General features: G+C 72.9%; 18 protein-coding genes. 11 read left to right on the forward strand and 7 right to left on the reverse strand.

What is annotated here, in order from left to right; genetic code table 11:
* The first annotated feature begins 1 nt into the window (after position 1).
* A complete protein-coding gene (locus ACWEVS_RS33380) occupies positions 2-1,393 on the forward strand; it encodes an amidase (protein ID WP_452414960.1) in 1,392 nt (463 codons plus the stop codon).
* Between the two features lie 53 nt (positions 1,394-1,446).
* On the opposite strand, the gene ACWEVS_RS33385 is transcribed toward ACWEVS_RS33380, so the two are convergent.
* Positions 1,447-1,812, reverse strand: a complete 366-nt coding sequence (locus tag ACWEVS_RS33385) for a YybH family protein (RefSeq protein WP_449918768.1) — start codon at positions 1,810-1,812, stop codon at positions 1,447-1,449.
* Between the two features lie 70 nt (positions 1,813-1,882).
* On the opposite strand from ACWEVS_RS33385, the gene ACWEVS_RS33390 reads away from it, so the two are divergent.
* Both ACWEVS_RS33390 and ACWEVS_RS33395 read left to right on the forward strand, forming a co-directional pair.
* Entirely contained in the window at positions 1,883-2,758 is an 876-nt protein-coding gene (locus ACWEVS_RS33390; RefSeq protein ID WP_452554671.1) for a LysR family transcriptional regulator, read from the forward strand.
* Positions 2,759-2,864: 106 nt separating this feature from the next.
* Positions 2,865-4,307: a carboxylesterase/lipase family protein gene (locus ACWEVS_RS33395; protein ID WP_452554673.1), complete on the forward strand. Its 1,443-nt coding sequence runs from the start codon at positions 2,865-2,867 to the stop codon at positions 4,305-4,307.
* 70 nt (positions 4,308-4,377) lie between these two features.
* Here ACWEVS_RS33395 and ACWEVS_RS33400 read toward each other — a convergent pair whose 3' ends face one another.
* The gene (locus ACWEVS_RS33400) at positions 4,378-5,079 is read right to left on the reverse strand and encodes a hypothetical protein (protein ID WP_449918759.1); all 702 of its coding nucleotides are present in this window, start codon (positions 5,077-5,079) and stop codon (positions 4,378-4,380) included.
* A 268-nt stretch (positions 5,080-5,347) separates the two neighbouring features.
* Here ACWEVS_RS33400 and ACWEVS_RS33405 point away from each other — a divergent pair, with 268 nt between their 5' ends.
* The gene (locus ACWEVS_RS33405; RefSeq protein ID WP_452554675.1) at positions 5,348-6,259 is read left to right on the forward strand and encodes a S1 family peptidase; all 912 of its coding nucleotides are present in this window, start codon (positions 5,348-5,350) and stop codon (positions 6,257-6,259) included.
* Between the two features lie 101 nt (positions 6,260-6,360).
* On the opposite strand, the gene ACWEVS_RS33410 is transcribed toward ACWEVS_RS33405, so the two are convergent.
* From ACWEVS_RS33410 to ACWEVS_RS33420, 3 genes are read right to left on the reverse strand one after another with little or no spacing between them, the layout of a single operon-like run.
* Positions 6,361-7,137: a MauE/DoxX family redox-associated membrane protein gene (locus tag ACWEVS_RS33410; RefSeq protein WP_452554677.1), complete on the reverse strand. Its 777-nt coding sequence runs from the start codon at positions 7,135-7,137 to the stop codon at positions 6,361-6,363.
* 25 nt (positions 7,138-7,162) lie between these two features.
* Positions 7,163-7,759 (reverse strand): cell wall protein, encoded by a 597-nt coding sequence (locus ACWEVS_RS33415; RefSeq protein ID WP_449918752.1) that lies wholly within the window; start codon positions 7,757-7,759, stop codon positions 7,163-7,165.
* Positions 7,760-7,769: 10 nt separating this feature from the next.
* Entirely contained in the window at positions 7,770-8,219 is a 450-nt protein-coding gene (locus tag ACWEVS_RS33420) for an RlpA-like double-psi beta-barrel domain-containing protein (RefSeq protein WP_354908023.1), read from the reverse strand.
* A 184-nt stretch (positions 8,220-8,403) separates the two neighbouring features.
* On the opposite strand from ACWEVS_RS33420, the gene ACWEVS_RS33425 reads away from it, so the two are divergent.
* Together ACWEVS_RS33425 and ACWEVS_RS33430 are read left to right on the forward strand one after the other, a co-directional pair.
* On the forward strand, positions 8,404-9,213 hold the full coding sequence (locus ACWEVS_RS33425; protein WP_449918749.1) for an LLM class flavin-dependent oxidoreductase: 810 nt from the start codon (positions 8,404-8,406) through the stop codon (positions 9,211-9,213).
* A 29-nt stretch (positions 9,214-9,242) separates the two neighbouring features.
* Positions 9,243-10,424 (forward strand): MFS transporter, encoded by a 1,182-nt coding sequence (locus tag ACWEVS_RS33430; RefSeq protein ID WP_449918747.1) that lies wholly within the window; start codon positions 9,243-9,245, stop codon positions 10,422-10,424.
* Between the two features lie 121 nt (positions 10,425-10,545).
* On the opposite strand, the gene ACWEVS_RS33435 is transcribed toward ACWEVS_RS33430, so the two are convergent.
* Positions 10,546-10,827, reverse strand: coding sequence for a hypothetical protein (locus tag ACWEVS_RS33435; RefSeq protein WP_354908018.1), 282 nt, complete (start codon positions 10,825-10,827; stop codon positions 10,546-10,548).
* An 82-nt stretch (positions 10,828-10,909) separates the two neighbouring features.
* Positions 10,910-11,653 carry an alpha/beta fold hydrolase gene (locus ACWEVS_RS33440; RefSeq protein ID WP_449919701.1) on the reverse strand — a complete coding sequence of 248 codons (744 nt, stop codon included), beginning with the start codon at positions 11,651-11,653 and terminating at the stop codon, positions 10,910-10,912.
* Between the two features lie 194 nt (positions 11,654-11,847).
* Between ACWEVS_RS33440 and ACWEVS_RS33445 the strand changes: the two genes are divergently transcribed.
* From ACWEVS_RS33445 to ACWEVS_RS33465, 5 genes are all read left to right on the forward strand, one after another.
* Entirely contained in the window at positions 11,848-13,257 is a 1,410-nt protein-coding gene (locus tag ACWEVS_RS33445) for a GAF domain-containing protein (protein ID WP_452414976.1), read from the forward strand.
* A 536-nt stretch (positions 13,258-13,793) separates the two neighbouring features.
* Positions 13,794-15,719, forward strand: a complete 1,926-nt coding sequence (locus ACWEVS_RS33450; protein ID WP_452554680.1) for a hypothetical protein — start codon at positions 13,794-13,796, stop codon at positions 15,717-15,719.
* Between the two features lie 388 nt (positions 15,720-16,107).
* Entirely contained in the window at positions 16,108-17,496 is a 1,389-nt protein-coding gene (locus ACWEVS_RS33455) for a DUF4331 domain-containing protein (protein ID WP_449918741.1), read from the forward strand.
* A gap of 60 nt (positions 17,497-17,556) precedes the next feature.
* Positions 17,557-18,531 (forward strand): tetratricopeptide repeat protein, encoded by a 975-nt coding sequence (locus tag ACWEVS_RS33460; protein WP_452554682.1) that lies wholly within the window; start codon positions 17,557-17,559, stop codon positions 18,529-18,531.
* Positions 18,501-18,744 (forward strand): hypothetical protein (locus ACWEVS_RS33465; RefSeq protein WP_452554684.1); only part of this gene is annotated, 244 nt, incomplete at its 3' end. The genes ACWEVS_RS33460 and ACWEVS_RS33465, both read left to right, overlap by 31 nt.

The raw sequence follows: 18,744 nt of genomic DNA on the forward strand, positions 1-18,744 counted from the left end.
CATGGAAATGCTGTGTTACCTCTCGGCCACCGAGGCCCACGCCCTGATGTCCAGGCGTGAGCTGTCGCCCGTGGAGCTGCTGAACGCCGTCATCGACCGGGCGGAGGCGGTGGAGCCGCGGATCAACGCCTTCACCGAGCGCCTGTACGAGTCGGCGATGGAGCAGGCCAAGGCCGCCGAGACCGCCTACCTGAACGGCACCGCCAGGCCGCTCGAGGGCATCCCGGTGGCCGTCAAGGAGGAGCAGCCCATCGAGGGCCGCACCCACGAGGAGGGCTCGCTCCTGCTCCAGGGCATGATCGCCGAGGAGACCCACCCGGTGGTCAGCCGGATCGCGCAGGCGGGCGGCATCATCCACGCCAGGACCACGACGCCCGAGTTCAGCTGCGCCGCCTTCACCCACAGCAGGCTGTGGGGCGTGACGCGCAACCCGTGGAACCTCGACTACTCGCCGGGAGGCTCGTCGGGCGGCTCCGGCGCCTCGCTGGCCGCGGGCACCTCGCTGCTGGCCACCGGTTCCGACATCGGCGGCTCCATCCGCATTCCCGCCTCCTTCTGCGGGGTGGTCGGGTTCAAGCCGCCCTTCGGGCGGGTGCCCGCGCTGCCGCCGTTCAACCTCGACCAGTACTGCCACGACGGGCCCATGGCGCGCACCGTCGCCGACGTCGCCCTGCTGCAGAACGTGATCGCCGGGCCGCACCCGTGGGACGTGGTCTCCATCCGGCCCAAGCTGGAGCTGCCGCCGCTCACCGGCGACGTGCGCGGGATGCGGATCGCCCTGTCGACGACGCTCGGCGACTACCTGGTGGAGCCGGACGTCGTGGCCGGCACGCTGGCCGCCGCCGAGGCGCTGCGGGCGGCAGGGGCGGTCGTGGAGGAGGTCGAGCTGCCCTGGACCAGGGCGCAGATCATGGCCGCCGCCGACGCCCACTTCGCGGGCATCTTCGGCGCCGGGATCGGCGAGCTGGCCGCCGAGCACGCGGACCTGCTGTCGGACTACACGCGGCGCTTCGCCGGCACCAAGCCGGAGCTCAGCTTCTACCAGGGCATGGAGTTGGAGGGCCTGATCTACCGGCCGCTCGGCGAGCTGCTGGAACGGTTCGACGCGCTGCTGTGCCCGACCACGGCCGTGCCCGCCTTCCCTGCCGAGCACGACGGCGGCCCGCTGCCGATCAACGGCGAGCTCGGCCACTACATGCTCGGGGTGATGACGATCCCGTTCAACATCGCCAGCCGCTGCCCGGTCCTGTCGGTCCCGTCGGGGCGGGCCGCCACCGGCGTGCCGACCGGCGTGCAGGTCGTGGGCCGCACCTACGACGACGTCACGGTCTTCCAGGTCGCCGCCTGCCTGGAAGCCGCCCTCCCCGGCATCGGACGACCCGCCGTAGCCTGACACCCTGATCGCCGGGGATGCCGGGGGATGTCGGGGATGGCACGCGGGCCGGGTCAGCCGGTGGTGGGGACGAACTCGGGCTGGTCGAGCACGCGCAGCCAGCTGCCGTCCGGCTGGCGCCTGACGACCTGGGCGCGGGCGCCGGCCCCGTCCCTCGGCGCGGTCGAGGTGAGGGCGACGTCGCCACTGACCAGCGTCGGCAGCGGCGTCTCCGGCTCGAAGCGGGGACGGCCGGCCAGCACCTTCTCCCACAGGGCGCGGATGGCCTGCCGGCCCACGGTCTGGCCGCCCGGCGGGTAGGCCAGCACCGCGTCCTCCTCGTACAGCGCGGCGACGCCTGCCGCGTCACCGGCGTTGGAGCGCTCGACGAACAGGCGGGTGATGTCCTCGGGCCGCATGGCCTTCTCGTATTCCGTCATGGTTCCAGCCTCGCGGCGCCGTCTCCAGAAGTCCAACAGCTGGTTCTGATGGGATCTAGAATCAACAGTTATGGAGTTGCGGCAGCTGGAGTACTTCGTCGCGGTCGCGGAGGAGCGGAGCTTCACCCGGGCGGCCGAGCGCGTGCACATCAGCCAGTCCGGGGTCAGCGCCCAGATCCGCCGGTTGGAGCGCGAGCTCGGCGCCGAGCTGTTCGACCGCTCGGCGCGCGTGGCGAGCCTGACCGTCGCGGGCAAGGCCGCGCTCGACCACGCCCGCGCGGCGCTCGCCGCCGCCGGCGCGGTCGGCCAGGCGGTGGGCGAGGTGACCGGCCTGATCAGGGGCCGGCTCACGGTCGGGATGGTCGTCGGCTGCACCGTCACGCCGCTGTTCGACGCCCTGGCGGCCTTCCACCGGGAGCATCCGGGTGTGGAGATCTCGCTGCTGGAGGACAACTCCGCCCGGCTCGTCGAGGGCGTGCGCGAGGGCGGACTCGATCTGGCCCTCGTCGGGACCGCGGCCGCCACACCCGACGGGCTGGACGCGCTGACCATCGTCAGCGAGCGGCTCGTCGCGGCCGTCCCGGCCGGGCACCCCCTCACGCGGCTGCGCCGGCTCACCCTGCGTGACCTGGTCGCCCACCCGATCGTGTGCATGCCGCCCGGCACCGGCCTGCGCGCGGTGCTCGACCAGGCCTGCGCCGCGCAAGGCCTCGAGCCGGTGATCACCCTGCAGGCAGGCGCCGCGGACGCCATCGCCGATCTGGCGGCTCGCGGGCTCGCCGTCGCCGTCCTCAGCCAGTCGATGGCCGTGCCGTACCGCGACCGGCTCGCTGCCCTCACCATCGACGACGTCGAGACGCCCGCCCTGCTCGCCCTGACCTGGAAGAGCCCGCCCGCCCCGGCGGTGCGCGCGTTCCTCCCCCACGGCAGGCGAGCCTTCCGCTGACACCCCGGATCAGGGACGTACCATGCCGAATGGTACGGTCACGCAGTAACGATCTTGGGGCTGATCCCCACGGGATCGCCTCCTCCACCACGAGAGGGGTCGGGCCATGCGGCTGATCGCTGCGGCGACCACGACAGGCACAATCCAGGGACACCTCGACGACGGCGTCGCGACGTTCAAGGGCATCCCCTACGCCAAGAGCCCGTTCGGACCGCTGCGCATGGCGGCCCCGCAACCGGCGGATCCATGGGACGGCGTCCGCGACGCGACCAGCTTCGGACCGCGACCGCCCCAGCCGGCGGTCCTGCCCGGCATGCCGCGATGGAGCTCCGCGGACGGGCTCGACTGCCTGACGGTCAACGTCTGGACGCCCGACCCCGGCGGCGCGGGCCTGCCGGTGATGGTATGGATCTACGGCGGCGCCTACCTCACGGGCGCGACCGACTTCCCCGAGTACGACGGTGCCCGCCTGGCCCGCGAAGGCGTCGTGGTGATCAGCGTCAACCACCGGATCGGCATGGAGGGGTACGGGCAGGTCGACGGCGCCCCCGCCAACCGGGGCCTGCTCGACCAGGTCGCCGCGCTGCGCTGGGTCCAGGAGAACGCGGCGGCCTTCGGCGGCGATCCAGGCAACGTGACCGTCTTCGGCGAGTCGGCGGGGGCCGGCGCGATCGCGTGCCTGATGGCGATGCCCGCGGCGGCGGGGCTGTTCAGGCGCGCGATCGCGCAGAGCGTGCCGGGGGCGTTCTTCACACCCGAACTCGCCTCCGGCATCACCGCGGCGATCATGGAAGGGCTCGGCGGCGGCTCGCCGTACGACGCCGCGCCCGAGGACCTCGTCGAGAGCGCCGGCGCGCTCATGATGGCGCCCGGACGTGACGATCCCGGGCGCTGGGGGCCGATGGCGTTCCTGCGGATGCCCTTCGCGCCGGTCGTCGACGGCGAGGTGCTGACCACCACGCCGTGGGAGGCGCTGTCGGCCGGGGCCGGGCGGGACATCGAGCTGGTCGTGGGCTTCACCAGGGACGAGTTCCGGTACTTCCACACGCTCGGCGGCGGAAGGACCGGCGACCTCGGCGCCGCCATGAGGACGCTCGCGCCCGCCGGCGCGGAGGCCGCCTACCGGACCGCGCGCCCCGAGGCGACGGCCGAGGATTTGTACGTGCTGCTGATGTCGGACTGGCTGTTCAGGATGCCCAGCGCGCTGCTGGCCGACGCGCACCAGGGGCAGGTGCACGCCTACGAGCTGGCCTGGTCGCCGACGGGGATGGGCGCCTGCCACGGGCTCGACGTGCCGTTGACGTTCGGCACCCTCGACGCCCCGCTCGCGCTGATGCTGACGGGCGGCTCCCCCGAGGGCGAGGGCCTGTCACGGCAGTTCCGCACCGCCTGGACCCGGTTCGCGGCCGGCGGCGACCCGGGCTGGGCCGCCTACGACCCGGTGAAGGCCACCACCCACGTGTTCGACGTCGACCCCTCGGACGTCTCCGACCCCGAGGCGCCCTCGCGGGCGCTCTGGTCGCAGCGCGGCATCCAGGTCATCGGCTAGCTCCGGGACCGCCCGGCGCCGGCGCCCCGAGCCCGTCGGTCACGCGCGCTCCCGGCATCCCCGCCGTGACCTAGTGACCCATCACGGGACGGGCGCCGGCGGAGGGCACCGGCAGGTGCTCGCGGATGAGCAGCCAGCTCGCGGCCAGGACCCACGCGGCCGTCAGCAGGCCCGGCAGGATCAGCGTCAGCGGGCCGTCCGGCCGCAGCGCCCCGCTCCCGCCGCCCACCAGGATCGCGGCCAGCAGCCTGACCGCGGCGACGGCGACGGCGAACCAGGCCATCCACACGGGGAACGCCCGGGTGCGCATGATCGCGGCGGCCATGGCCGCGAACAGGCCCGCGACGGCGATCCCGGCGATCCCGCCCATCACCGTCAGCGCCGTGTACGGCCCGGAGGCGATGGTCAGCAGCGCCGGGTTCGCGGTCATGGCGTAGGTCATGCCGGCGAAGACCGACACGCCGATGAACCCGATCGCGGTGACGAGCACGAACCCGGCCAGCACCAGGGCGGGGGTGTCGCTGCCCTCGTCGGCCTGGCGGAAGGCGGTGGTCAGCGCGACGCCGAACCACAGGAACAGCATCAGCGCGACGGCGAAGAGCGTGGCCGCCGCGAGGATCTGGGCCCGGTAGCCGGCCAGGTATCCGGCGATCGTCATCGTCGGCTCGGTGATGCTCGGAGCGTTCCCCATCACCAGCCGGCCGACGGCCCCGACGACCAGGGCACCGATACCGGCCAGTCCGCCCCATCGCAGCTCGTGACTCTTGTTCACGGCAACCACCTCCAGTTTCGATGATTCGTCCGGTTTGTCCCTGGGCTCAAGAAGCGTGGGGGCATTTTTCGCCGACCTTTGCGCGCACGCGTGGAGGGGCCTTCCCCGGGTAGTGTCGAAGGACGGCAACGATGGTCCGTCCACCCGAAGCCGCAGGTAGCCTTGCCGATGCGGCTGCGGGCCGAGCCGGCGGCACGTCGTCGGCCAGTGGTGCGTGGATCGTTCCAGGTTTCTCCCCGGCCGCCTCTGCGACTGATGGGAGAGGTGCGTGTCCAAGGCGACTGGCAGACGATCGGCGGTGCTCGCCGCCCTCATGGCCACCGGTCTCGCGCTGGCCACCGCTCCGGTCGCCGCCGCGGCCGCCGGCACGCCGAGCACGAGCGCGGGCACCGCGGGCGCCGGCCGTCCCGCGATCATCGGCGGGCGGCCCGCCACCGAGAGCTACCCGTTCATGGTGTCCTTCCAGCTGAAGGAGCTGCCGAAGCACCACTGCGGCGGCGCCCTCGTCGCCGCCGACTGGGTCGTCACCGCCGCCCACTGCAAGGGCCTCATGAAGCCGGGCAGGACACAGGTACGGATCGGCTCACTCGACCGCGAGGTGGGCGGGGTCGTCACCAGCGTCAAGCGCGTCGTCACCTACGGCGACAGCGGCGGGTACGGGGACGGGATGCCGATGGCCGCCAGATCCGACATCGCGCTCGTCCAGCTCGACCGGCGGGTGAACCTCGCGCCCGTCCGCATCGCCGCCGAGCCCGGCGAGGTCGGCGAGCCCAGCCGTGTCATCGGCTGGGGCATGACCTGCGAGGACAGGAACGACAGCGCCTGCACGAGCACGCGGTGGCTCCAGGAGCTCGACACCGTGCGCGTGGCCGACGGCCGGTGCGCCGACCTCGGGGGAAGCGGCGAGCTGTGCATCGGCGAGCGTGACGGGCGGGCGGCCAGCTCCTGCCACGGCGACTCGGGAGGCCCGCTGATCCGCCGGGTGGCCGGCCGGTGGGAGCTGGTCGGCGCCACCTCGCGCGACGGCGACGACCTGGGCGAGCGCACGGACGGCCATGCCGGCTGCTCCACCAACCCCGAAGGCGGGCCGGGGGTCGGCATCTGGACGGACGTGACCCACTACCGCGACTGGATCGCCGACACCGTCGAGGAGTCCGCCCCGCTCCACGACGCCTCCTGAACCGGCCACCGACCGGGATCTCCGGGTGACCGGCGGCCCGCCGGCCCACCGGGTGACTGGTGGATCGGCGGGTTGGCGGGTGACCGGTGGATCGGCGGGGCTCAGGCCGGCGCCGGCTCCTCGACGAGGGCGACGCGCACGGCGGAGGGGTCGCCGCCGGACAGCGGGATGGCGAAGACCGCCGTCCGCGCGCCTGCCGCGTAGCTGACGAACCGCAGGCCGTCCTCCTCCCAGACGTCCTGGACGTCCGAGGTGAGCCGCGCGGACGCCGTGCAGTAGGCGGGACTCCGGTAGAGCAGGCGCAGCGAGACCTCCGGCGGAACCTCCCGCCCGTCGGGGACGGCGAGCGGCTTGCGCAGCCGTACGAGCAGCTGTCGCAGGGGTGTGAGCCAGTGCCGGTCCAGCTCCGGCGACAGGACGAGAAGCGCGACCGCCTCGGCCAGGCCCAGCAGCAGGAGCGGCGGGTCCGGCCGGAACGGCGGCGCCGGGATCGCGGCGAGGCTCATGGCGAGCAGGAGCCCGGCACGGGCGAAGCCGCGCACGTTCACGGGCTGGGCGTGGGCGCCGAGGCAGCCGCACGAGGAGGCGGGGGCGGCCACGGCGGCGTAGCCGAGGTAGGCCAGGAACCCGAGGGAGAGCGCGGCGGCGGCCGTGCCCTCCCAGGGGGAGGCCGGCGGTAGGAGCAGCGCGGCCGCCACTGCCAGCTCCGCCAGCCCGACGAGCCGGAGCAGGGGGATCGCGCGCGCCGGGCCGACCAGCCGGGCCAGGGCGGTCTGCCCGGTCTGCGATCGCATCCGTCGGGAGAACAGTTTCAGCACGGCCGCCCAGGCGAGGAAGGCGGCGATCACGTACGGCTGCAGCGCGGCGATCCCTTGCATGTGTCGCTCCTGGTGCGGGGAGAAGCTAGTGCGGGGAGAAGACGGTGGCGATGTCGGCCTCGTTGGTGTCAGGGCGCCAGGCGCCGAGGATCTGCACGTGCTGACCGACGCGGAGCAGCGACAGGTCCGCCGAGGCGGGCGCGTCGGAGTGGATGGCGACCGACCTGCCCGGCACGACGTGGCAGAGGATCTCCTTGCCGTGGTGGTCGAGGTGGATCTTCTCGCTGGTGATGTTGGTGATGTGGCCCTTGATGTTGATGATGTTGAGCCACACCGACTCGGCGGCGAGCACGCCGTCGGGCATGCGGACGCCTCTGGCGTAGAGGCCGTCGCCCGGCTTGGCCTGGTCGAAGCCGACCGGGCCGAGCTTCCACAGGCTGGTGCCGTCGACGACCCTGATGGAGTGGAACACCAGGTTCGAGCCGAGGACGAGAAGGGTGTTGTCCTTGATGGAGCGGATCCGGCCCTCGGCGAAGTCGGGGTCGGGGGTTCCCGGCTCGACCTGCGGTGCCGCCGCGCCGAAGGCGGCTTCGGCGCCGAGCGATCCCATCGCGGTGGCGGCGACGACGGTGGCGCCGCCGCCGAGCACGGCGGACTTGAGCAGTTGCCTTCTGCTGGTCATGGCGTGCTCCCTAGGCGGTCGAGATCTCGCACGGCCGCAGGCCGGTGGACAGGCTGGCGATCCGGCTGTAGGCCGCGGGGGTGAGGTCGATCAGCCGGTTGCTGGCGCAGGTCGCGCCGCAGCAGCTGCGCTCACCGCAGAACAGGTCCGTCTGTGGGCCGCAGTCGGCGATGGAGGTGATGACGCTGGCGCCGCCGCACAGCGACGTGGTCTGGTGGCGGAATCCGCAGGTCCGCCGGGACAGGGAGTCTCCGCACACGTCCGGGCGGGTGATCGCCCAGCAGGCGTCGGAGGTGTTGGGCCATGCGTGCTGCAGGCTGCCCGAGTTGCAGGTGCCGCAGGCTCCCCTGCCGGTGGTGCTGCACGGGCCCCAGGCGGTTCCGCAACAGAACCAGGAGACTTCTCCTTGGACGGGGCCGAGTAAGTCGACGGGCGGGTCGGTGGGCTTGCTGCGCGCCATGCGCGTCCTCCTTGGGGTGGGCTCCGACGGTCCCCCGATGAGAAGGTGCAGCGGTACTGAAACTTTCCGACTTGATCTATCAATAGCATGTAAGTAAGTTTCGTCAATCCCCCTGTTGTGGCGGGTTCCACCGGCGTGACGGAGTCCCTTCAGCGACGGGCGCCTGCGTCTATAGCCTGAACCCGTGCGAATTGGGGTGAATGTTCCGAACTTCGGACCCGGCACCGATCCCGGCATGCTGCGCAGCTGGGCGCAGACCGTCGAAGGGCTCGGGTTCGACCTGCTGATGGTCTCCGACCACGTCGTGGTGACGCCCGACGTGGCCGCGCAGTACCCGGCGCCCTTCTACGAGCCGTTCACCACGCTGTCGTGGCTGGCCGGGATCACCACCAGGGTCACGCTCGGCACGACCGTGCTGATCGTGCCGTACCGGCATCCGCTGGTCACCGCCCGGATGGCGATCAACCTGCACGACCTGAGCGGCGGGCGGTTCGTGCTCGGCGTGGGGGTGGGCTGGGCCCGGCAGGAGTTCGAGGCGCTCGGCGTGCCGTTCGACAGGCGAGGCCGGCTGACCGACGAGTACCTCGACGTCATGCGCGCCGCCTGGGAAGGGCGTGACATCCCGCTCTGGGTGGGCGGCTCCAGCGAGGCCGCCCAGCGGCGGGCCGTCAGGCTCGGCGCGGCCTGGCATCCGCTGCGGTACCCGATGGCGCGGCTGGAGGAGTCGGTCGAACGGCTTGCGGCGCTGGCCGCCGAGGAGGACCGCCCGCTCCCCGCGCTGGTTCCCCGGATCGCGCTCGACCTGTCCCCCCGCGCGGGGAACCGGCTGGCGGGCCAGGGAACGATCGAGCAGGTGGCGGCCGATCTTGAGCGGTTGAAGGCGCTCGGTGCCGAGGCCGTCGTCCTCGATCCGTTCAGCGGGGACCCGGAGGAGACCCGGCGGCCCGAGCGGGCATGGCGTGACCTCGCGGCGGTCGCCGCGATCAGGCGGTAGCCGATCCGGGACGAGAACGAAGGAGCGACATGACCGGCGACGAGGAGACGCCGCCCCCGCGCGCCATGGGGCCGCTGTACGCCGCGGGGTTCACCACCGCGTTCGGCGCCCACGCCATCGCCGCCAACCTCGGCGGCTTCAGCGCCGACGCGGTGACCTCACTGCTGATGCTCGGCGGCCTGCTGGCCCTGTACGACGGGGCCGAGGTCGTGCTCAAACCGGTCTTCGGCACGCTCGCCGACCGCGTCGGGGCGCGGCCCGTCCTGCTCGGCGGCCTGATCGCCTTCGCCGCCGCCTCCGCGCTCTACGCGGTGGCCGACAGCCCCGGCTGGCTGTGGGCGGCCCGCCTCGGCCAGGGGGCAGCGGCCTCCGCGTTCTCCCCATCCGCCGCCGCCCTGGTCGCCCGCCTCAACCCGGCCGCCAAGCACGGCCGCGCCTTCGGCGGCTACGGCTTCGCCAAGTCCGTCGGCTACACCCTCGGCCCGCTGATCGGCGGCGTCGTGGTCTGGGCGGGCGGGCTGTCGCTGCTGTTCGCGGTCACGGCCGGGCTCGCGGCCGCCGTCGCGCTCTGGGCGGCGCTGGCCGTCCCCGCCGTGCCGCCGCTGCCGCGCGCCCGCCAGACCGTGCTCGACCTGGCCAGGAGGCTGTCCGCGCCCTCCTTCCTCGGCCCCACCGCGGCGCTCGCGGGCGCGAGCGCCGCACTGTCGGTCGGGGTCGGCTTCCTGCCGGTCTCCGGCGCCGCGGCCGGGCTCGGCACCGTGGCCACCGGCGCCGCCGTCTCCGTGCTGGCCGCCTGCGCCGCCGTCGTCCAGCCGGTCGCCGGGCGCGCCCTCGACGCGGGACGGCTCGGCCTGCGCGCCGGACTGCCGGCCGGCCTGCTGGTCACCGCCGCCGGGCTGGGCTGCGCGATGCTGCCGGGGCTGCCCGGACTGCTGTCCGGCGCGGTCCTGGTCGGTGCGGGAACGGGGCTGATCACCCCGCTCGGGTTCGCCGCCCTGGCCGCCGCCACCCCGCGGGAACGGCTCGGCCAGACGATGGGGGCGGCCGAGCTCGGCCGCGAACTCGGCGACGCGGGCGGGCCGCTGCTGGTGGCCGGCGTCGCGACCGCCTCCACGCCGGCGTACGGCTTCGCCGCCCTGGCCCTGCTCCTGGCCGCCGGACCGGTCGTCCTGCTGGCCGCCCGACACCGCACCTCACGCCCGGCGCGATAGCGCGGCACGGGCGTGAGGTGCGGTCCGAGCGAGCGTGTCCCCGGGCGCCCTCCCGCCCGGGGACACACGATCCGATGGCGACGGCGAGCCGTCCCCCGAAGGGGGACCGGGCTCTGGTCGCCTACCGCGAGACGTACTCGGCCAGCACGGCGGCGGCACCCTGAGGATCGTCGACCGGGTGCCGCTTGTTGGCGTTCTGCCAGGAGTAGCAGGCGCCGCCGTACCCGACGAAGACCCAGACGGGAAGTCCTGGCGGGGGCCGGTGCACCATGAGAGCGGTGTTGTTGTCGCGCAGCTCGGCGTTGACGCCGAGCAGCACGAGGTGGTCGCGGAGCCGGACGAGCTGGTACTCCTCGTGCAGGTGCGCGAGGTCGGCCGCCGCGGTGGCCGCGATCCTGGTCACCTGGCGCTCCTGAGGTCCTGCCGCCTGCGGGGCACTCGAGACACTCCCACTCCCCACGTGAGATCCAATCCGCGTTCCGACGTCAGGAGCGCAGGAACGCCGCCAGGGTCTCGTTGAACCTGTCGGGCTCCTCGCTGAACGGGGCGTGGCCGCTGTTCTCGAAGCGGGCCACCTGGGCCTTGGGCAGCCGCTCGGCCAGCCAGGCGTCGAGCTCACCCGGGAAGATCTTGCTGCGCGCGCCGTACATGAGCAGGGTCGGTACGGTGAGCGACGGCAGGACCGGGCGCAGGTCGGCGTAGGCCATGTCGTACCAGACCGACAGCGCCGCCGACGTGGCCATCTTGGTGGTCTCGGCGTAGACGGCGTCGATCACCTCTTCCGGCGGCGTCTCGGCGAAGCACGCGGCGATGAACGGCTTGATCACGCTCGGCCTGGCATGGCGCACGCCCTGGGTGAAGACGGCGAGGTCGGTCGTGGAGTAGCCGCCGAGCAGCGGGAAGTCCCACCCCTCCCCGTCCAGGAACCGCGGCGACTGGTCGACGAAGGCCGCCGAGCGCAGCAGGTCGCAGCCGTACTGCTGGACGTAGGACAGGATGACCGCGGTGCCCATCGACCAGCCCACCATGCACACATCGCGCACTCCCAGATGGTCGAGCAAGGTTCGTACATCGCGGGCATATTGCGACAAAGTGTGACCTTCATCGGTTTTTCCGGACAGACCATGCCCGCGGAGGTCTACAGTGATGACCCGGTTCGACTCGCTGAGCGGCCCGACGTTCTGACCCCAGAAGGTGCTGTTCATCGTCCACCCATGGATGAGCAGCACGGCGGGCCCGGAGCCGCGGTCCTCGTAGTAGAGCGGAACGCCGTCGGGCAACTCCAGATATGACAACGCGTCTCCCTCGGATGTGGAAATGTCCAGGCCGTAACGACTATCCGCTTACGCACCCCGGCCGGCCAAGGCTCGAGCCCACGTTGCATTGGGGTTGCATCCGGCGCTACCTTTCTCGGCAGGAGATCATGGACGACTCGACGCGACGCATGGCCCGTGCTCGCGAGCGGGCACTGAGCGGCCAACGACCTGCGCAGGTGCGCCCCGAGGTACGTGAGTCCTGGGACCGTGCCCGGCAGCAGGGTGTGCATCCCGACCGGTCCCTGCCGCCCATCGAGCTGGCGGAGGACCGCGTGCGCGGGCTGCGGCGCGACCATCCGCTGGCCTCGGTCTGGCCGACCCTGCTGGCCACGCTGAGCGACGCGGCGACGCAGCCGGGTCACCTGGTCTTCGCCAGCGACTCGGCCGGCCACCTGCTGTGGATCATGGGCGACCGGTCGGCGCGGCGGCTGGCCGAGCGGGTGAACCTGGTGCCCGGCGCGCTGTGGAGCGAGGGCAAGGCGGGCACCAGCGGCGTGGGCACGGCGCTCGCGCTCAGCCGGCCGTTCCGCGTGCGCGGTCCCGAGCACTTCCTGTCGGTCGCCGTCGACTTCACCTGTTCCGCCGCGCCCATCCGCAACCCGGTCACGGGCGAGCTGCTCGGCGCGATCGACGTGACCTGCCCCACGCCCGCCGCGAACTCCCTGTCCCTGTCGCTGGTCGCCGCCGCGGCGCGGCTGGCCGAGGCGCAGCTGGGCGAGCAGACCAGGCACCAGGACGAACTGCTGCGCATGCGCTACCTCGACCACGTCATGCGCCACAAGGGCATCCACAGCGCGCTGGTGGGTGCCGACGGCCGGGTGCTGCACGCCTCGCCCGGCGGCTGGCTCCCGCGGCGCTGGCCGTTCCCGCCCAGGGAAGGACCCGCGACGCTCGCCGACGGCCGCCGGGTGGTGGTCGAGCGCCTGTCCCCCTCCGGCCCGTTCGCGGTGCACTGCACCGACGACGCCGACAGCGCCGACGAGGGGCTGCTGCTGCACGCGCTCGGCCGTGATCGCGCGTGGATCCGCCTGGACGGTGTCACCCACGAGCTCAGCGCCCGCCACAGCGAGCTCGTCGTGCTGCTGGCGGCCCATCCGGCGGGGCTGACCGCCGACGCGCTGGCCCGCGAGGTCTACGGGCAGGGCGCCAAGACGGTCACCCTGCGCGCCGAGATGACCAGGCTGCGCCGGGTGCTCGGCTACCGCCTCGGCTCCGACCCCTACCGGCTGCTGGGGCGGACGACGGCCGACTTCCTCGCTCTCGACGAGGACCTGACCGGCGTGGACGTCGGCGAGTTGCTCGACCGGTACCCCGGCCCGCTGCTGCCGTCCTCCCGCGCGGAGGGCGTCGGGGCGCTGCGCGAACGGCTGCACCAGCGGTTGCGCGGCAGGCTCCTGTCCCATGGCGACGCCGACGCCCTGACCCGCTGGATCACCGCGCCGCACGGGCGTGACGACACCGCCGTACGGCAGGCGCTGCACGGCCACCTGCCGTCCCAGGACGGCACCCGGCGCTGATCCGGCGGTCGGCGGGGCGACGCGACTTCTTCCAATAGGGGCGATTAGTAACCTTCACCCCTTTTTCGAGGTGCCCGAATACTTACAGCCGGACAGGCGGAACGAAATGGCAATTGTCCGTTTTGTCGATGGGTAGCGACACACGCCATCCCGGCTCCACCAAGCCCGGAACACCCGCTCCTTCCGCCGAGAGTGCGCCATTGTTCAAGCCGGCACGCCGGACCGGAAAGGGGTGGCTAAGCGCGCCTCATGAGCGTCCCGTAGGCGTGGGACAGGGCTTGCGCCCAGGACGAACGTTCCGAGTCACGGCGAATACGGCTACACCTGCCATGCCTCTCCGCCCGTGGGAAATCCGACTTAGTCAAGCAAGCAGCCAGTTGCACAAAGAAGCGGGTAATGTCCGTTTATCCGGTGATCGGCGGGAAATCTACGTTGCGCGCAAGATAATCCTTCAGGGTTACGTAGGGCGTTTTCCAGCTATTTGGCTTATGGCCATGCTGGTGCAAGTCAAGTCATTTCACAGGGGGAATCACGCAATGAAGAAGCTCACGGGCGCTGTCGCGGCAGCCGCTGTTACCACCCTTCTGAGCGCCGGCGCCGTGGGACTCGGCGCCGCCACCGCCAACACCGCTGCCAGCGCCAGCACCAACGCCAGCACCAGCGAGGCCGGCGGCGGCTGCGGAATTGGTGGATGGGGCGGCGGCTGCGGCCGTGGCTGGGGCTGGCGGCGCGACCTGCTGCGCAGCATCAACAAGCAGTTCCAGAAGCAGCGCCAGCTCCAGAAGCAGCTGCAGAGCCAGCTCCAGAGCCAGTCGCAGAACCTGCACCAGAACGTCAACTTCCACCTGAACACCTCGGCCGACTCCGACAGCCTCTCCGACGCCATCGCCAAGCAGCGTGCGGCCAACGAGGCCGAGGCCAAGCAGCGTGCCGAGGCCGAGGCCAGGCAGCGTGCCGACGCGGACGCCACGCAGCGCCAGGACGCGGACGCCGACGCCAGGCAGCGCCAGGACGCCGACGCGGACGCCGACGCCAGGCAGCGCCAGGACGCCGACGCCGATGCCCGCAACGAGGCCCGTAACCGGAACGACGTGGACGCCGACGCTCGCAACAAGAACGACGTGGACGCCGACGCCAGGCAGCGCCAGGACGCCGACGCCCGCAACCGCGCGGACGCCGACGCCCGCCAGCGCGCCGACGCCGACGCCCGCAACAAGACGGACGTGGACGCCGACGCCCTGCAGAGGCAGGACGCCGACGCCCGCAACGAGGCGAAGAACAAGACGAACGTGGACGCCGACGCCGACGCCAGGCAGCGCCAGGACGCCGACGCCCGTAACAAGAACGACGTGGACGCCGACGCCAGGCAGCGCCAGGACGCCGACGCCCGCAACCGCGCCGACGCCGACGCCGACGCCGACGCTCGCCAGCGTGCCGACGCCGACGCCCGCAACAAGGCCGACGCGGACGCCGACGCTCGCAACAAGGCGGACGCCGACGCGAGGCAGCGTGCCGACGCCGACGCCCGCCAGCGTGCCGACGCCGACGCTGACGCCCGCAACAGGAACGACGTGGACGCCGACGCCCGCAACCGCGCGGACCTCGACGCTCGCAACAAGGCGGACGCCGAGCAGAAGCAGCGCCAGGACGCCGACGCCCGCAACAAGAACGATGTGGACGCCGACGCTGACGCTCGCCAGCGTGCCGACGCCGACGCCCGCAACAGGAACGACGTGGACGCCGACGCCGACGCCCGCAACAGGAACGACGTGGACGCCGACGCCGACGCCCGCAACAGGAACGACGTGGACGCCGACGCGGACGCCCGCCAGCGCCAGGACGCCGACAACCGCAACCGCAACGACGCGGACGCCGACGCCGACGCCAGGCAGCGTCAGGACTCTGAGAACCGCAACCGGAACGACGCCGACGCCCGCCAGCGCCAGGACGCCGACAACCGCAACCGGAACGACGCTGACGCCGACGCTGACGCCGACGCCCGCAACAAGGCCGACGCGGACGCCGACGCCCGCAACGACGCGCGGAACTGGGCGGACCTGGACTCGCGGAACTGGGCCGACTCGGACGCCGACGCGGACGCGGACGCTCGCAACGACGCCCGCAACGACGCCCGGAACCAGGCCGACGCCGACGCCCGTAACCGTGCCGACGCCGACGCCAGGAACCGCGCCGACGCCGACGCCCGTAACCGCGCCGACGCCGACGCCCGTAACCGCGCCGACGCTGACGCGCGGAACCGCGCCGACGCCGACGCGCGGAACCGCGCCGAGGCCGAGGCCAGGAACCAGGTGGAGAACGAGATCAGGAACCAGATCGAGGCCGCGCTCAGGAACCGGCTCGAGGCCGAGCTCAGGAACCGGCTGGAGGCCGAGCTCAGGAACCAGCTCGAGGACGAGCTGACGAGCAAGGCCGCCATGGCCAGGAAGGGCGGCAGGGCCTGAGCTGAACCCGCACAGCGCTGATCAGCGCCGCTGATCACCAGCGCTGAACATCCGAGGGGCCGACCGGACACCTGTCCGATCGGCCCCTCCTTCGTTCGGGTCACCCGGCCGTCGCGACAGGTCCTCGATGATCCCGATCTGCGCGTCGGGGTGTCGGGTCACCGGGCACGAGCTGGTCGCCGGGCAACCTCAGGGGGTGGCTTCCCGACCGCCGGTAGACCCAACGGCATTTCCCGCTGAAACCCCCATTACCCGGCATATCACCAGACCCGTTGAGATCTTTTGCGATTCGAGCCATCCGCGGCCGCCACCGCCCCGAATCACGCGGCGAGGACCCGGCCGGACCCCTCGACCACGACACAGACGCTTGCGAAAGGCTCACAGTCGCATGAAGCTCACGACCAACCGGCGCGCCCTGCTCGCCCTGGCCGCCGCGGGGGCGCTGGCCGCCTCGTCCCTCGCCCTGCTGCAGCCGCCGGCCGGCACCGCGTCCTCGCACCGCGAGGCACCGCTGATCGCCGGCGACCCGCGCAACGACAACACCGACGTCTACGCGTTCGTCAGCCCCGACCGCCCCGACACCGTCACCCTGCTGGCCGACTTCCTCCCCTTCGAGGAGCCGAACGGCGGGCCCAACTTTTACACCTTCGACACCCGCTCCCGCTACAACATCAAGATCGACAGCAACGGTGACGCCCTGCCCGACGTCACCTACCAGTGGACGTTCCGTGACGAGGACCGGCGCGGCACCTCGACATTCCTCGCCGACAACGGGCCCGTCACCTCCCTCGACGACCCCAACCTGCTGTTCCGTCAGCGCTACACGCTCCAGCGGATCACCCCGCGCGGGGTCACCACGCTGGTCAGGAACGGCGTCGTCGCGCCGAGCAACACCGGTCCCGCCTCCATGCCCTCCTACGCGACGCTGCGCGCCCAGGCCGTCACCTCGGTGCAGGGCGGCGGCAGGACGTTCGCGGGGCAGTCCGACGACCCCTTCTTCCTCGACCTGCGCGTCTTCGACCTGCTCTACGGCGGCGACCTGTCCGAGGTCGGCCAGGACACGCTCAAGGGGTACGGCGTGCAGACGCTGGCCGTCCAGGTGCCCAAGGACGCGGTGGCGCTCAAGGGCGACGCCCGCCGTAACCCCGTCATCGGCGTGTGGTCCAGCGTCGACAAGTGGAGCCCGCAGGGCTACAAGCAGGTCTCCCGCCTGGGACAGCCGCTGGTCAACGAGGTCGTCCTGCCCGCCGGGCTCAAGGACGCCTTCAACTCCGTGAGCCCCGACAAGGACGCGGGCCTGCCCTCCGTCGTCAGGCGGGTCACCCATCCGGAGGTCCCCCGGCTGCTGGAGAAGATCTACGGCCTGAAGGCGCCGGCGACGCCCCGTACCGACCTGGTCGAGATCTTCCTGACCGGCATCGCCAAGGACAACGGCCCGATCAAGGCCGACCTCAACTCGCAGACCCTCAACAAGGACGCCGGCCGGCTGCGCCCCGCCGAGATGCTGCGGCTGAACATGTCGGTGCCGCCCACCGCCGCCCCCAACCGGCTGGGCGTGCTCGCCGGTGACCTCCAGGGCTTCCCGAACGGCCGCCGCCTCACCGACGACGTCGTGGACATCGCGCTGCAGGCGATGGCCGGCGCGGCCAGGACCGGCAAGCTCGTCGACGCCCTGGCGACCGGCGACCGGGTCGACGCCAACGACAAGGCGTTCGGCGCGTCCTTCCCGTACGTCGCGCTTCCCGCGAACACCTCGGTCAACGCCGGCGCGCGCTGACCCCGCGGGGCCGGTCGCCCCGGCCCCGCTCCCTTCCCTTCCTGCCTGGAGGTCATCGTCATGCCATCCCGACGGGGGGTGGTGCTCGCCGCGGGCGGCCTGGTCCTGGCCGCCGCGCTGACCACCGCCGCGACCCTGCTCCCCTCGCCCGTCCCGCCGCCGGCGCCGGCGCCCGTCCCCGCCGCGGCGGCGCAGGCCGACACGGCGCTGTCGGCCACCTCCGCCCGCGCGACGGTCGACGCCCTGAACGCCAGGCTGCGGCGGCTCCCGCGCGACCACCACGCCTGGGCCCGGCTCGGCGCCGCCTACGTGCAGGAGGCCAGGATCACCTCCGACCCCACCCTCTACGCGCGGGCCCAGCAGGCCCTCGACCGGGCCGCCGCGCTGGCCCCCGGTGACCCCGCCACCCTGACCGGCGGTGCGGCACTGGCCGCGGCGCGGCACGACTTCGCGGGGGCCGTACGGCTGGCCGACCGCGCGATCGCCGCCAACCCCTACGGCGCCACCGCCTACGGGGTGCTCGCCGACGCCGCCACCCAGCTCGGCCGCTACGACGCGGCCGCGAAGGCCGCCGACCGGATGATCGCGCTGCGGCCCGGCGTCTCCGCCTACACGCGCGCCGCCTACGCCGCCGAACTGCGCGGCGACCTGGCCCAGGCGCGCAGGCTCCTGAACTACGCCCTGCTCGACGCCTACGCCCCCGAGGACGTCGCCTACTGCCGCTACTCGCTGGGCGAGCTCTCCCTGCACGCAGGGGACGTGGCCGCCGCCGCCGAGCAGTACCAGCTGCCCTGGACGCCGCGCCCGCCTTCGCCCCCGCCCTGGCCGGGCGGGCCAGGGCCGGCGCGCTGTCCGGGCAGCTCCCTCGTGCGCTGGACGACTACGCGACCCTGGTGGCCCGGCTGCCGCTGCCGCAGTACATCATCGAGTACGGCGAGACCCTCGCCGCGGCCGGCCGCGACCCCGCACCGCAGTGGCGGCTGCTGGCGGCCCAGCGCATCCTCATGGACGCCGCGGCCGTCAGGGACGACCTGACCTGGGCGGAGTTCGAAGCCGACCACGGCTCCCCCGCCAAGGCCGTGGCCCACGCCCGCGCCGAGTACGCCCGCCACCCCAACCTGACGGCCGCCGACGCGCTGGCCTGGGCGCTCCACCGGGCCGGCCGCGACCGCGAGGCTGGCGCTGGTCAGCCGTGCCGTTACCCCATCGCACCGGAGCGGAACGCCGGTAGCCTTCCAGGTCGGCGTC

This window comes from Nonomuraea sp. NPDC003754 (assembly GCF_053605785.1).